The following is a 13857-nucleotide window of genomic DNA, read 5'->3' as shown; positions in this document are numbered from 1 at the left end:
GGGTTCCCGGTCGGCGCGTGACGACCCGGCGTGGGAGCCCTGCCGTGGTGGGTGGCGGGGTGGGTGTGGTGTCAGCTCTTGAAGCCTGCCCGGCGCAAGGCGTCGGCCATGGACCCGGCGGCGGCGTTGTCGGTGCGGGCGGTGTCGCGGCGGGAGTTGTTGTCGGCGCGGGGTTGTTGCTGTTGCCGGCCGCCGCCGCGGTTGGTGTCTCGGCGGCCTCCGGGTTGAGATGGCTGGCCGGGGGTGGGGAGTTCGTCGTCCAAGCGCAGGGTCAGGGAGATGCGCTTGCGCGGGATGTCGACCTCGAGGACCTTGACCTTGACGACGTCGCCGGACTTGACGACGTCTCGGGGGTCCTTGACGAACGTCTTCGACAGCGCCGACACGTGCACCAAGCCGTCCTGGTGGACGCCGATGTCGACGAACGCGCCGAAGGCGGCGACGTTGGTGACGACGCCTTCGAGGGTCATGCCCGGCTTGAGGTCGCCCAGCTTCTCGACGCCGTCGGCGAAGGTGGCGGTCTTGAACGCGGGACGCGGGTCGCGGCCGGGCTTTTCCAGTTCCGCCAGGATGTCGGTCACCGTCGGCAGACCGAACGTCTCGGTGACGAACTGCTCCGGCCGCAGTGACCGCAGGGCGGTGCTGTTGCCGATCAGGGCTGACAGGTCGCCGCCCGTGCTCGACAGGATCTGCCGGACCACCGGGTACGCCTCGGGGTGGACGCTGGAGGCGTCAAGGGGATCATCGCCCGCGGGGATGCGGAGGAAGCCCGCGCACTGCTCGAACGCCTTGGCGCCGAGGCGGGGAACCTCCTTGAGCCCCTTGCGGGAGCGGAACGGGCCGTGGATGTCGCGGTGGGCGACGATGTTCTCCGCCAACCCGGTGCCGATGCCGGAAACCCTGGTCAGCAATGGGGCGGAGGCGGTGTTGACGTCGACACCGACGCCGTTCACACAGTCTTCGACGACCGCGTCGAGGGAGCGGGACAGCTTCACCTCGGACAGGTCGTGCTGGTACTGGCCGACGCCGATGGACTTGGGGTCGATCTTCACCAGCTCGGCGAGGGGGTCCTGCAGGCGCCGGGCGATGGACACCGCACCGCGGATGGACACGTCGAGGTCGGGGAGTTCGGCGGAAGCGTAGGCCGACGCCGAATACACCGACGCGCCCGCTTCCGAGACCATGACCTTGGTCAGCTTGAGGTCCGGGAACTTGGCGATCAGCTCGGCGGCGAGCTTGTCGGTCTCCCGCGACGCGGTGCCGTTGCCGATGGCGACCAGCTCCACCTTGTGCCGCGCGGCGAGCTTGCCGAGCACCGCGAGCGCCTCATCCCAGCGCTGCTGGGGGACGTGCGGGTAGATCGTCTCGGTGGCCACGACCTTGCCCGTCGCGTCGACCACGGCGACCTTGACACCCGTGCGGAACCCCGGGTCGAGCCCCATGGTGGCCCGGGTTCCCGCGGGCGCGGCCAGCAGCAGGTCGCGCAGGTTCGTCGCGAACACCCGCACGGCCTCGTCCTCGGCGGCCTGCCGGAGCCTGCCGCGCAGGTCGATGCCGAGGTGGACCAGGATCCGGGTGCGCCAAGCCCAGCGGACGGTGTCCGACAGCCACTTGTCGCCCGGCCTGCCCTGGTCGGAGACGCCGAACCGCTGGGCGACGCGGACCTCGTATTCGGTGCGCGGCACCGGGAGCACGGTCGGGTCGACCTCGGGGGAGGCCTCCATGGCCAGTTCGAGGACTTCCTCCTTCTCACCGCGGAACATCGCCAGGATGCGGTGCGACGGAAGCTTCCCGAACGGCTCGGAGAAGTCGAAGTAGTCGGCGAACTTCGCGCCGTCGGTCTCCTTGCCCTCGCGGACCTTCGACACCAGGGCCCCGCGCGTCCACATGCGCTCGCGCAGCTCGCCGATCAGGTCCGGGTCCTCGGCGAACCGCTCGACCAGGATCGACCGGGCGCCGTCGAGCGCGGCCTTGACGTCGGCCACGCCCTTGTCGGCGTCGACGTACCCGCCCGCGACGGTCTCCGGGACCTGCGACGGGTCGTTGATCAGGGTGTCGGCCAGCGGTTCGAGCCCGGCCTCGCGGGCGATGGCGGCCTTCGTGCGCCGCTTCGGCTTGAACGGCAGGTAGATGTCCTCGAGGCGGGCCTTGGAGTCGGCGCCCATGATCCGCGCGGTGAGCGCGTCGTCGAGTTTGCCCTGCTCGCGGATCGAGTCGAGCACGGCGGTGCGGCGTTCTTCCAGCTCACGCAGGTAGCGCAGGCGCTCGTCGAGGGTGCGCAGCTGCGCGTCGTCGAGCGTGCCGGTGACCTCTTTGCGGTATCGCGCGATGAACGGCACCGTGGCGCCGCCGTCGAGCAGGTCTACGGCCGCGGCGACCTGTCGCTCGCGTACACCGAGTTCCTCGGCGATGCGCTGATGGATCCCCAGAGCCTGCTCGCTCATGCACTCCTGCTTCCTGGTCTCGGTTCCGACGGCCATTCTGTCGGAAACCCGGGCACCGTGGGCGCAGGGGCTCGCGGCTGTGGACAACTTCGCCGGAAAGTCCTCTGTGGACGGGGAAGTGGACCCGGAAATAGGAAGGACCCCGCTCCGGCACGAGCGGGGCCCAACCGTTCCAGGTCTCAAGACGCGGCGTGAACCGCGGGGGGAGACGGGTGTCAGACGATGGTCACACCGGTGGCCTGGGGGCCCTTGGCGCCCTGGCCGACGTCGTAGCGCACCTTCTGGTTCTCCTCCAGGCTGCGGAATCCGCTCGACTGGATCTCCGAGTAATGCACGAACACGTCGGCGGATCCATCCTCGGGGGCGATGAAGCCGAAGCCCTTTTCGGCGTTGAACCACTTGACGGTGCCCTGGGCCATGCGTTTTCTCCTAGCGTTCTTCACTGTGACCGCTATTGCGGTCACCTGACATCCTGCGGCCGACGCGGTCACCGTCGCTGAACACGGCGGTGATGCGATCGGCCACGGTCAGTCAACCACAAGCGAAGCGTCGCAGCGAGCATGTTCACCTTCCGGTGAATGCCTCAAGGTCCCTCTTGTCGGATCGTCGCCATCGCGCGTTCCAGTTCCCAGAACGCGCGCATCGACCGGATCAACCCGTCCGCGCCGACCCGGTACACGAACACGCCATCGGTATCGATCCGCATGCCACCGGGCAGAAACGCCGTGATGGTGCCGATGTTGGCCACCTCGTCGCCCGCGGCGAACGAGTCGGCGATCCGGAACTCGAAACGCTCCACGGCCGCGATCGCCTTGTCCCAGAAAGCGGAGATGCCGTCGTGGCCGTGGTGACCAAGCCCATCGGGGTCGAAAGGCGACTTTCCGACCGGATCCTCGACGACACCGTCCGCCGCGAACAGGTCGAGCCACCCCGCTTTGTCCTTGCGGCCGACCGCGCTCATCGAGGCCAGCGCGGCGGTTCGCGCGGGGTGCTCGACGGTTGTCGCCTCCCAGATGACAGCGGTCACTTGTCCTCCTCGAACCGGTCGATGACGTCCTCGGCGAAGCGCCGGATGCCGTCCTGTTTTGCTTGCAGCGGCGCGTCGAACCCGGCGCCGTAGAACATCCACGGCACGGTGACGGCGTCGGTCACGCCGATCTCGGCCTGCGCGCGGTACCCGTCGAGCCCGAACCGGTCGACGCAGACCGCCTGGACCTCGAACGGCTCCTCGGCGTGCCCATACTCTTCGCGTAGCCGACGCAGGGTCTGGACCGTCTCGCGCAGCTCTTCGAACCGATCATCGCCGAGGTCCAGCCGTCGCCGAGTCGGGCCGCGCGACGCAGGCCGGCGGGGGAGTGTCCGCCCACGTAGATGGGCACGGGCGCGGCGGGCGCGGGGCTCATCCGCAGCTTCCCGAACTGGTAGAACCGGCCCGTGTACTCGACCATCCCGCCCCCGAGGACCAGCCGCAGGATCTCTATCGCCTCGTCGGCGCGCGCGCCGCGGTCGGAGAACGGAGCCCCACACCACTCGGACTCCTCCGGCGACCAGCCCAGCCCCACACCGAGGCCGAAGCGGCCGCCGGTCAGCACGGCGACGCTGCCGACCTGCCGGGCGAGCAGCAGCGGATTGCGTGGCCCCAGTTTCAGCACCTGCGGATAGAACCTGATCCTGTTCGTCACCGCACCCATTGCTGCAGCCGCCACGAAGGGGTCGGGCCAGGGTGTGTCGGCGTCCCAGAAGCGGCTTCCGTCATCGGTGTAGGGGTACTTCGCGGCCACCGACTCGGCGTAGAAAAGTGAGTCCGGCAAGGCGATCGAGCTGAATCCGCAGTCTTCGGCCGTCCGTGCGAGCTCGGTGAGCTGCTCCAACGGGCTCATCGCCACGCTCATTGTGAACTTCATTCCCCGCACCCTCCGTCCGGTGCGAAAAATGTAACGTGTTCTAGCTACGGAAGCCAGGGATCGCCTGATCGAGGAGCTCGACGATCGACTTGTGCACCCCGACCCGGTCGAACTCCCGCCCGCCCGCGCCCGCGACCGTGTCGAAGATCAGCCCGTCGGCGTACGCGACCATGTCCCGGCCCTGGCGCTCCGGATCGGACGCGCCCGCCTCGGTCAGCATCGCGACCGCGAGATCGCGGTACCTCTTGCCCACGACGAGCAGCACGGCGCGCAGTTCGGGACGGCGGGTGGCCTCCAGGGACAGCTCGTAGCGGGCGATCGCCCACTCGCGCCCTGTGGTGACGGAGAACTCGACCATGGCGGTCAGCAGGTCCGGCAGATCCGCCATCCGCGGCTTGGTCGACATCGGCGCGACCATCTCGTCGTCGAGGGTCGAGAGGCGCTGCACGGTCGCCTCCAGCAGCGCCTGGCGGGTGCGGAAGTAGTACGAGCTCGAACCCTCCGGCAGGCCCGCCCGTCGGTCCACCGCGCGATGGGTGAGGCCGCGCATCCCCTCGGCGGCGAGCGTGGCGATGGCGGCGTCGGCGATGGCCGCGCGGCGCTGTGGCGTAGTCGTCATATTCCTTCCACTCTACAAGTGTAGAGTCGCTCTACGGATGTAGAGGGAAGGGGTTCGACATGCGGACGGCGGCGATCATCGGCGGCGGCATCGCGGGTCTGGCCACGGCGGCCGGGCTCACCCAGCGCGGCTGGCGGGTGCAGGTCTTCGAACAGGCGGCGACCTTCGAGGCGGTGGGGGCGGGAATCTCGATCTGGGCCAACGCCCTGCGCGCGCTGGACGCCCTGGGACTCGGCGACGAGGTCCGGGCCGTGGGCGCGCATCCCGGCATCGGCGGATTCCGCGACGGGCGCGGCGAGTGGATCATGCGCGGCTCCGGCGACCCGGACGAGGTCCTCGTCCTGCACCGCGCCGACCTGCTCAAGATCCTGCTCGCCGCGGTGCCCGCGGAGTGCCTGCACGTCGGCGCGCGGCTGGACCCGGCGGTGTACGACCGGACCGAGGTGGACCGCATGCTGGGGGAGGTGGATCTCCTGGTGGGCGCGGACGGCGCCCGCAGCGGGGTGCGCCAGGCGTTCTGGCCGGAGGCGAAGCCGCTGCGCTACGTCGGCAGCACCGCGTGGCGGCTGACGCTGCCCGCCGCGGCCATCCCGCCGTTCGACGGCTGTGAGACCTGGCGCGACGGCCGCGTGTTCGGTGTCTTCCCGATGGGTGAAGACCAGATCTACTGCTACGCGGGCGCCCGCGCGGCCGAAGGCGTGCGGACCGACGAGCTGACCGAGCTGCGGTGGCTGTTCGGCGCCTGGCCCGACCCCATTCCGCGGATCCTCGCCGCGGCCGACCCCGCCGTGGTCCTGCGCCACGACGTCTACACCCTGCCGCCGCTGGACACCTTCGTCCGCGGCAAGGTCGCCCTGGTCGGCGACGCGGCCCACGCGATGGCGCCCTACATGGGCCAAGGGGGATGCCAGGCGCTCGAGGATGCCGTCAGCCTCGCCATCCTCGCCGCCGGCCCGGACCTGGCCGCCGCGCTCCGCGAATACGACAGGGTGCGCAGGCCACGTGCCCAGCGCATCGCCGAACGCTCCCTGGGCGTGGCGCGGATGGCACAGCTGTCGTCGCCGCCGCTGGTCGCTCTCCGCAACAGCGCGCTGCGGCTGCTGCCGTCGTCGCTGATGCGCCGGTCTATGACCCGGATGCTTGATTCGCCGCTACCCGCGGAACCGGCCACTTCGAGCTGAGCCGCGCGGTTGCGTGAGGAACGTGGGGATGGTTGGTCTGGTCGGGTGTGGGTCGAGGCAGCCTTTTGTCGGTCGCTGGTTCCCCAGCTCCAAAACCTGCCCCACCCCCGCCGACACGGGATGACCGGGTTACCTCGCCGGAAATTCCCCGGAGAGACGAAACGCCTGTGGAGGCCATGTCAGACTCCGCCGGAGCAACGGTCAGCGAAGCAGGAAGCATCACTGAGATTTAATGAACGGTGTGCAGTCCACTCCTGATCTCTGGCAGCAGATCTTCGGCGACCAGTGGCGCCCGCCCGCGACGATGATCCTCGTGACCGCGGGCCTCGCGATCGCGGTCGTGCTGACCAACGTGCTCTGGCGCCCCGCGCGCAACGTGATCACCATCGTCCACGAGGCCGGACACGCCCTGGTGGCCGTGCTCGCGGGCAGGCGGCTCGCCGGCATCCGCCTGCACTCCGACACCTCGGGTGTGACGGTGTCGCGCGGGCGGCCACACGGCCCGGGGATGGTGTGCACCGCGCTCGCGGGCTACGTCGCGCCGTCGCTGCTCGGACTCGGGTTCGCCGCTCTCCTGGGCGCGGATCGCGTATCCGCGCTGCTGGTCACGTGCGCGGTGCTGCTGTTCGCGGTGCTGGTCATGATCCGCAACGTCTACGGCGTGCTGTCCGTGGTGACCACGGGCGCGATCCTGTTCGGTGTCTCCTGGTTCGCCACCGACGAGATCCAGGCCGGGTTCGCCTACCTCATCACCTGGTTCCTGCTCCTCGGGGGCGTCCGCCCGATCATGGAACTGCAGAGCAAGCGCAGGCGCGGGCAGGCCCGGGACTCCGACGCCGACCAGCTGGCCCGGCTGACCGGCGCACCCGGGCTCTTCTGGGTCGGCTCGTTCGTCCTGATCAACTTCGGCGCGCTGTTCGTCGCGGCGGGCTGGCTGCTGATCCCCTGATCAGGTCGCGGTCGCCCCGACGAACTGCGTGGCGCCCGCGAAGCGGACCTCGATGTCGGTGAACCCGCGCTCGGTGAGCAGGTTCCGCACCTCGTCGCGGGCGAACATCCGCTGCCCGGAGGCCCATCCCATCGCCGTCTGCACGGTCCGCGCGGGCTCCCACGACTCGCGCGCCGAGGTCAGCAGCGCGAGCCGCCCACCCGACTTGAGCACCCGCGCGAACGACGTGAGGGCCACCGTGGGCTCGGCGAACATGTGCAGCGCGGCGAAGCAGCACACCGCGTCGACCACACTCTCGCGCAGCGGCGGGCGCACCGCGTCCGCCCGCAGGTACTCGACCGGGCTGCCCGCCGGGGTCGCGGCGGCCGCCCGCTCCAACATCGGCGCGGACGCGTCCAGGCCCACGGCCAGCCCGGTCGGGCCGACCTGAACCCCGAAGCGCCGGGTGAACCCACCCGTCCCGCAGGCCACGTCCAGCGCCACCCCACCCGGCTTGAGGCGCAGCAGCCGCACCGCGATGTCGTGCTCCTCGGCCATGCTCGGGCCGGTCGGGCCCTTGATCACCCGGCCGAGCGCGGGTCGCCACCAGCGCTCGTAGACCATCGGCACCAGGTTGGTGCGCATCAGCCGCTGCACGAGCCCGGTCGGAGGACCGGCCTGCACCTCGGCTCCGAGCAGGTTCAGGTACCCGGCGCTGAAGTCGGGCGCTGCGGGCGGCTCGGCCAGCAGGTCGAGCAGCTTGGCGTGCGTGGTCACCGCACCATCCGAGCAGATCAGCCGATGAGGCACACTTTGAACGCAGCCGACGAAGGGATCCACAGTGAGCGAGCAGACCCCCGAAGCCATCGGCGAGATCGTCGCCAGGTGCGCGTCGAAGGCGAAGCTCGCCGCGCCAGACCTGGCGGGCGCCTCCGACGAAGCGGTCGACGCGGCGATCGGCGAGATGGCCGCCCGGCTCTCCTCGGCGCGGGCCAAGATCCTCGCCGCGAACGCCGAGGACGTCGCCGCCGCCGTGGCGGCGGGGATGAGCGGTGGCCTCCTCGACCGGCTGCGCATCACCGAGGAGCGCCTGGAGGACATGGCGGAGCAGCTTCGACTGCTCGCCTCGGTGCCGCATCCCGCGCGCGAGACCCCCGTGCGTGACCTCGACGGCGGCCTGCGGCTGATCGAGCTGCGCAGGCCGGTCGGCGTCATCGGCGCCAACTACGAGGCCCGCCCGAACGTCACCGTCGACGTCGCCTCGCAGCTGGTGAAGTCCCGCAACGCCGGCGTTCTGCGCACCGGCTCCGCCGCCCTGCGCTCGGCCACGGCCCTGCTCGACGAGGTCATCGCCCCCGGCCTGTCCGACGCGAACATCGACCCCGACGTCATCCAGCTGGTGCCCACCGCCGACCGCGCCGCCGCGGGCGCGTTGGTCGAGCTGCCGCACCTGATCCCGCTGGTCATCGTGCGCGGCAGCGGCGAGACCACCCGCGAACTCGACCGCCGCGCGGCGGCCCACGGGGTGCGGACCCTGGCCCACGCCGACGGCGGCGGCGTCCTCTACTACGACGTCAAAGCCGACGCCGCGTTCGCCGAGGACCTCATCACCCGCAGCCTCGACCGCCTCGGTGTGTGCAACCGCCTCAACCTGCTCCTGGTCCACCGCGACGTCTACGACGCGGCGCTGCCCGGCATCCGGGCCGCGCTCGACAAGGCGGGCGTCGAGCCGTCGCTGCCCCCGCACGACCACGCCATCGGCTACGAGTGGGCCCTGGACTCCGACCGCGAGGCCACCGTCACCATCGCCCCGGTCGACAGCCTCGCCGACGCGGTCCGCGTGGCCAACGAGGAGACCTCCGGCCTGGCCGCGGGCATCGTCACCGAGGACAAGGCGGCGGCGACCCGGTTCATGGCGGGCTACACCGGCACCGGCGTGTTCTGGAACGCGCCGACCCGCCTGCTCGACGGCTTCAAGCTGCGCGGGGTCCCCGAGACCGGGATCAACCTCGACCGGGTGCCCGGCCCGCGCGGCCCGGTCACCTTCACCGACCTCGTGCTGCGCCAGTTCGCCGTCGTCCCGGCCTGAGTCACCGCCTGTGACGCGTTCGCCGCGGCTGGCGGAGTGCGGAGAGGCTAAACGCCAGTGGAGCCCGTGTCAGTCCTCCCTCCCAGGAGGCGTTGGGTGTAGAAGCAGGAAGCCCCATCCGCGGCACCGCCGCGTTGGAAGCCCCGGCATGCGAATCGGGGAGCACGTCACGTGGCGAGTACCACGTCACAGGGGCCCAACCCAGGCGCGCCATGCCCTCAGGTGAGGGCTAGGATTCCTCCCGAGTAACCGCCGCCCAGGCGAACTCACCCATGTTCACACCTCGAGGCACGCAGGAGGCAGGAGTGACTGCAGTAGCCCCGCAGCCGATCGCGACGCGGCCGTATCCGGCCCGCGAGACGCTCAAGGGTTCGTACCTGCTGCGGTTGTTCAGCACGACGGACCACAAGCAAATCGGCATCATGTACCTGGTCACCTCGTTCGCCTTCTTCATGGTGGGCGGGGCGATGGCGATGCTGATTCGCAGTGAGCTCGCCATCCCTGGACAGCAGTTCCTGTCGCAGGAGCAGTACAACCAGCTCTTCACCATGCACGGCACGATCATGCTGCTGCTGTACGCGACCCCGATCCTCTTCGGCTTCGCGAACTTCGTGCTGCCGCTGCAGATCGGCTCGCCGGACGTGGCGTTCCCGAGGCTCAACGCCTTCTCGTACTGGCTGTACCTCTTCGGCGGCCTGATCGTGATGGCAGGCTTCCTCACGCCGGGTGGCGCCGCCGACTTCGGCTGGTTCGCCTACACCCCGCTGTCGGACAAGATCCACTCCCCGGGCGTGGGAGCGGACCTGTGGATCACCGGCTTGGTGGTCGCCGGTCTCGGCACCATCCTCGGCGCGGTCAACATGCTCACCACCGTGGTCTGCCTCCGCGCGCCCGGTATGACCATGTTCCGGATGCCCATCTTCGTGTGGAACATCCTGATCACCAGCATCCTGACCCTGCTCGCGTTCCCGATCCTCACCGCCGCGCTGCTCGGCCTGCTCGCCGACCGCCAGCTCGGGGCCCACGTGTTCGACCCGGCCAACGGTGGCGTGATCCTCTGGCAGCACCTGTTCTGGTTCTTCGGCCACCCCGAGGTCTACATCGTCGCCTTGCCGTTCTTCGGCATCGTGTCCGAGATCTTCCCGGTCTTCAGCCGCAAGCCGCTGTTCGGCTACCGCACCCTCATCTACGCGACGCTGGGTATCGCGGCGCTGTCGATGACGGTGTGGGCGCACCACATGTACGCGACCGGCGCGGTCCTGCTGCCGTTCTTCTCGTTCATGACGTTCCTCATCGCGGTCCCGACCGGTGTGAAGTTCTTCAACTGGATCGGCACGATGTGGAAGGGGCAGCTCACCTTCGAGACACCGATGCTGTTCAGCGTCGGCTTCCTGGTGACGTTCCTTTTCGGTGGCCTCACCGGCGTGCTGCTCGCGGCCCCGGCGATCGACTTCCACGTGTCCGACACGTACTTCGTTGTCGCCCACTTCCACTACGTGCTCTACGGGACCATCGTGTTCGCGACCTTCGCGGGCATCTACTTCTGGTTCCCGAAGATCACCGGCCGGTACATGGACGAGCCGCTGGGCAAGCTGCACTTCTGGCTGACGTTCCTCGGCTTCCACGGCACGTTCCTCGTCCAGCACTGGCTGGGCAACGAGGGCATGCCGCGCCGCTACGCCGACTACCTGGCCAGCGACGGGTTCACGACGCTGAACATGATCTCGACCCTCGGCGCCTACGTACTCGGCGCGTCGACGCTTCCGTTCATCTGGAACGTCTTCAAGTCCTACCGCTTCGGTGAGATCACCACCGCGGACGACCCATGGGGCTACGGCAACTCCCTGGAGTGGGCCACCAGCTCCCCGCCGCCGCGGCACAACTTCACCGAGCTGCCCAGGATCCGCTCCGAGCGGCCCGCCTTCGACCTGCACTACCCGCACATGCTGGAGCGCATCGAAGCCGAGCGGAACATCGGCCACGACAAGAGCGGGCACGCCATCCCGGCGCCGTCCCAGGAGCTTGCCGCGGCGATGAACCCGCCGGAGATCGACAAGAACGACCCGCTGAAGCCCAACTGACTACGCGAGTTCAACGTTCAGCACAATGAGATCCACATTCAGAACATCGATTTCAGCATTGCCGCCCGCGCAACGTTGGTCTCGATGTTCTGAATGTGGATCTCATTGTGCTGAACGTTGAACTCGCGGGTGGGTAACATGTGATTTCCCGCCGCGGCAACGGCGCCGCCGAAACGTCTCACCGTCCGCGTCCGCGCGGAGTTACGAGGATCGTGGTGGCAAGCCCCAATACCCCTGTTCTGATCACGGTGAACGGCCCGGACAAGCCGGGTGTCTCCTCGATCCTGTTCGCCGTCCTCACCCGGCACGGTGTGGAGATCATCGACGTCGAGCAGGTGGTCATCCGCGGCCAGCTCGTGCTCGGCGTGCTGGTCGACACCACACACGACCCCGAGGGTCTCCAGGAGGCCGTCGAGCAGGCCATGGCGACGGTGTCGATGCGGGTCGAGGTCGAGGTCGGCGCCGACCCGACCTCGGGCGCGCGCCAGGGTTCGTCGCACGTGCTGGTGGTCCTGGGCAGGCCGGTGACCGCGCGCGCGTTCACCGAGGTCGCCCGCCGGCTGGCCGCTCTCGGCGTGAACATCGACGCCATCCGCCGGGTGGCCGACTACCCGGTCACCGGTCTTGAGCTGCACGTTTCCGTCGCGCAGGACACCCCGGAGGCCGACGCGCGGCTGCGTGAGGCGCTCGCGGACGTCTCGGTCCGGGTGGGCCTCGACGTCGCCGTCGAACGCGACCAGCTGGCCCGCCGGGCGAAGCGGCTCATCGTGTTCGACGTCGACTCGACCCTGATCCAGGGCGAGGTCATCGAGATGCTCGCCGCCAAGGCGGGCGCCGAGGAGCAGGTCCGCGCGGTCACCGAGGCGGCCATGCGCGGCGAACTCGACTTCACCGAGTCGCTGCACCACCGGGTCAGCCACCTCAGGGGCCTGCCCGCGTCGGTCCTCGACGAGGTGGCCAAGGACCTGGAGCTGACGCCGGGGGCGCGCACGACCATCCGCACCCTCAAGCGCCTCGGATTCCGCTGCGGCGTGGTGTCGGGCGGGTTCAGCGCGGTCATCGACCGCCTGGTGGACGACCTGGACCTCGACTTCGCCGCCGCCAACGAACTCGAGATCGTCGACGGCCTGCTCACCGGCCGGGTGGTCGGTGAGGTGGTCGACCGCCAAGGCAAGGCCGTGGCCCTGCGTCGGTTCGCGGAGTCCTTCGGGGTGCCGCTGGCCCAGTGCGTCGCGGTCGGCGACGGCGCCAACGACATCGACATGCTGGCGACCGCGGGTCTGGGGATCGCCTTCAACGCGAAACCGGCGTTGCGCGAGATCGCCGACACCGCCCTGTCCCACCCCTACCTCGACGTCGTGCTCTTCGTCCTGGGCGTCACCCGCGCCGAGGTCGAGGCGGCCGACCTCGCCGACGGTTTGGACCCGGAGCGGCTGTGACCGTCCTCAACCCACTCGCCGCCCGGTATGCCTCGTGGCTGGGGCTGCCCGCCTCAGCCACCCGCGACACCGCCGACGAGGACCCGGAGCACGTGCGGGCGATGCCGGTGATCCTGCGGATCGACCGGGAAGCGCCTGCCCGCACCCCGCTGCTGGAGGCGGCGGCAGCGGCGGCGGTGGCGGTGTGTCTGGATCCTCAGGCCGCGCAGGACGGGCCATGGCACGACGACGTCGACGCCTGGGTCCGCGGCCGAATCCGCAAGGTGTCGCGGCGGGCCAGGGGAGCGCAGTGGGAGGCGGTGCAGGCACTTCCCGGGGTGACTGTCGATGTTGAGGGCGCTCAGGCTCGGGCTTTGGTGCCTGGGCTTGTCGTCGAGGTGCCGCGGCAGGTGTCGAAACTGCAGATCTCGGGCAGCGATTTGCCACCCGACGAACCTGGCCCGGCTGCGGCTGGTGTGCCGGTGTTGTGGTGCAACCCTTCGGTGCCGATGACGGCGGGGAAGGCGGCGGCCCAGGTCGGGCACGCGACGATGTTGCTGGCGGCGCTGCTGGAACTGGCGGCGTTGGAAAGCTGGCAGGCCCAAGTCTTTCGGTGCGCGGTGCGGACACCGTCGAAAGAGGCGTGGGAAGCGTTGCATCCAGGGGATTCACCGGATCATGCATGGAAAGACCGGGGAGTCTTGGCCGTGCGGGATGCCGGGTTCACTGAGGTTGCACCCGGAACGGTGACCATCCTGGCGCAGTGGCTCGATCGCTAACCGTTCGGCCCCGCTGTGAGGATGGCGCACGCGACCATCAAGGCTGTGAGGAGCAGGAGCCAGGCTGCGATCTGCCATGGGATGGTCGTTCGGCGGTGTCGGACGGCGATGCCGCCGCCGATGGCGATCAGCAGCAACCCGGTCGCCGTCGCGGCCGTCGACAACAGGAGCACCAGGGTTTGGTTCCTCGGGTCGCAGATCGGCATGTCGGCCCGGGAGCGGCAGCTGTCGGAGCCCATCAGCATCCCGAGGATCGGCAAAGTGAGCGCCCGCCGGCGCCGCCGACCCGAAGATCACCGCAGTCCACGAGACGCGATGGTGCGCGGTTGTCGGGTTCTCCACCCCGCCTCTTCGCGGCCGTTGGTGTCCCATGGTCGGGGTCGGGCGTGGCTGCGGGACCCGGAGTTCGACCTG

13 protein-coding genes and 1 pseudogene are annotated in these 13857 nt (G+C 69.7%); 6 read left to right on the top strand and 8 right to left on the bottom strand.

Annotation, left to right across the window (positions count from 1 at the left end; all coding sequences use genetic code 11):
* Positions 1-71 precede the first annotated feature (71 nt).
* The 5 genes and pseudogenes from ACUZ2Y_RS13205 to ACUZ2Y_RS13185 form a co-directional block, all read right to left on the bottom strand.
* Positions 72-2444, bottom strand: coding sequence for a Tex family protein (locus ACUZ2Y_RS13205; protein ID WP_476330528.1), 2373 nt, complete (start codon positions 2442-2444; stop codon positions 72-74).
* A 215-nt stretch (positions 2445-2659) separates the two neighbouring features.
* Positions 2660-2863: a cold-shock protein gene (locus tag ACUZ2Y_RS13200; protein ID WP_091383175.1), complete on the bottom strand. Its 204-nt coding sequence runs from the start codon at positions 2861-2863 to the stop codon at positions 2660-2662.
* A gap of 164 nt (positions 2864-3027) precedes the next feature.
* Positions 3028-3471, bottom strand: coding sequence for a nuclear transport factor 2 family protein (locus ACUZ2Y_RS13195; protein ID WP_476330524.1), 444 nt, complete (start codon positions 3469-3471; stop codon positions 3028-3030).
* A pseudogene (locus ACUZ2Y_RS13190) lies at positions 3468-4348 on the bottom strand (TIGR03619 family F420-dependent LLM class oxidoreductase). Before ACUZ2Y_RS13190 ends, ACUZ2Y_RS13195 begins: the two are co-directional and overlap by 4 nt.
* 40 nt (positions 4349-4388) lie before the next feature.
* Complete coding sequence (locus tag ACUZ2Y_RS13185) at positions 4389-4967, bottom strand: TetR/AcrR family transcriptional regulator (RefSeq protein ID WP_476330521.1); 579 nt, start codon at positions 4965-4967, stop codon at positions 4389-4391.
* A 59-nt stretch (positions 4968-5026) separates the two neighbouring features.
* On the opposite strand from ACUZ2Y_RS13185, the gene ACUZ2Y_RS13180 reads away from it, so the two are divergent.
* Positions 5027-6148, top strand: coding sequence for an FAD-dependent monooxygenase (locus ACUZ2Y_RS13180; protein WP_476330518.1), 1122 nt, complete (start codon positions 5027-5029; stop codon positions 6146-6148).
* A 232-nt stretch (positions 6149-6380) separates the two neighbouring features.
* Positions 6381-7097 (top strand): M50 family metallopeptidase, encoded by a 717-nt coding sequence (locus ACUZ2Y_RS13175; RefSeq protein ID WP_476330515.1) that lies wholly within the window; start codon positions 6381-6383, stop codon positions 7095-7097.
* Here the strand turns inward: ACUZ2Y_RS13175 and ACUZ2Y_RS13170 are convergent, their stop codons facing one another.
* Positions 7098-7853, bottom strand: coding sequence for a class I SAM-dependent methyltransferase (locus tag ACUZ2Y_RS13170; RefSeq protein WP_476330512.1), 756 nt, complete (start codon positions 7851-7853; stop codon positions 7098-7100).
* A gap of 64 nt (positions 7854-7917) precedes the next feature.
* Between ACUZ2Y_RS13170 and ACUZ2Y_RS13165 the strand changes: the two genes are divergently transcribed.
* Together ACUZ2Y_RS13165 and ctaD are read left to right on the top strand one after the other, a co-directional pair.
* A complete protein-coding gene (locus ACUZ2Y_RS13165) occupies positions 7918-9165 on the top strand; it encodes an aldehyde dehydrogenase family protein (protein WP_476330509.1) in 1248 nt (415 codons plus the stop codon).
* A gap of 305 nt (positions 9166-9470) precedes the next feature.
* Positions 9471-11246 (top strand): aa3-type cytochrome oxidase subunit I, encoded by a 1776-nt coding sequence (gene ctaD, locus ACUZ2Y_RS13160; protein ID WP_476330506.1) that lies wholly within the window; start codon positions 9471-9473, stop codon positions 11244-11246.
* Positions 11247-11284: 38 nt separating this feature from the next.
* Here ctaD and ACUZ2Y_RS13155 read toward each other — a convergent pair whose 3' ends face one another.
* Complete coding sequence (locus tag ACUZ2Y_RS13155) at positions 11285-11428, bottom strand: hypothetical protein (RefSeq protein WP_476330503.1); 144 nt, start codon at positions 11426-11428, stop codon at positions 11285-11287.
* A 33-nt stretch (positions 11429-11461) separates the two neighbouring features.
* Here ACUZ2Y_RS13155 and serB point away from each other — a divergent pair, with 33 nt between their 5' ends.
* Both serB and ACUZ2Y_RS13145 read left to right on the top strand, forming a co-directional pair.
* The gene (serB, locus tag ACUZ2Y_RS13150) at positions 11462-12685 is read left to right on the top strand and encodes a phosphoserine phosphatase SerB (protein ID WP_476330500.1); all 1224 of its coding nucleotides are present in this window, start codon (positions 11462-11464) and stop codon (positions 12683-12685) included.
* Positions 12682-13443 carry a peptidyl-tRNA hydrolase gene (locus ACUZ2Y_RS13145; RefSeq protein ID WP_476330497.1) on the top strand — a complete coding sequence of 254 codons (762 nt, stop codon included), beginning with the start codon at positions 12682-12684 and terminating at the stop codon, positions 13441-13443. The genes serB and ACUZ2Y_RS13145 overlap by 4 nt, the downstream gene beginning before the upstream one ends.
* On the opposite strand, the gene ACUZ2Y_RS13140 is transcribed toward ACUZ2Y_RS13145, so the two are convergent.
* Positions 13440-13688, bottom strand: a complete 249-nt coding sequence (locus ACUZ2Y_RS13140) for a hypothetical protein (RefSeq protein WP_476330494.1) — start codon at positions 13686-13688, stop codon at positions 13440-13442. The two genes, ACUZ2Y_RS13145 and ACUZ2Y_RS13140, sit on opposite strands and share 4 nt — an antisense overlap.
* Positions 13689-13857: the final 169 nt, after the last annotated feature.

The sequence above is a fragment of the Actinokineospora sp. UV203 genome (assembly GCF_056323665.1).
Note: the sequence above shows the minus strand (reverse complement) of the source record. Positions and strands in the feature narration are given on the sequence as shown.

Bases quoted from the DNA above. Each gene is read 5' to 3' on its own strand.
- ACUZ2Y_RS13140 (WP_476330494.1), bottom strand. From the start codon at position 13,688: ATGCTGATGGGCTCCGACAGCTGCCGCTCCCGGGCCGACATGCCGATC.
- ACUZ2Y_RS13175 (WP_476330515.1), top strand. From the start codon at position 6,381: ATGAACGGTGTGCAGTCCACTCCTGATCTCTGGCAGCAGATCTTCGGC.
- ACUZ2Y_RS13205 (WP_476330528.1), bottom strand. From the start codon at position 2,444: ATGAGCGAGCAGGCTCTGGGGATCCATCAGCGCATCGCCGAGGAACTC.
- ACUZ2Y_RS13200 (WP_091383175.1), bottom strand. From the start codon at position 2,863: ATGGCCCAGGGCACCGTCAAGTGGTTCAACGCCGAAAAGGGCTTCGGC.
- ACUZ2Y_RS13185 (WP_476330521.1), bottom strand. From the start codon at position 4,967: ATGACGACTACGCCACAGCGCCGCGCGGCCATCGCCGACGCCGCCATC.
- ACUZ2Y_RS13180 (WP_476330518.1), top strand. From the start codon at position 5,027: ATGCGGACGGCGGCGATCATCGGCGGCGGCATCGCGGGTCTGGCCACG.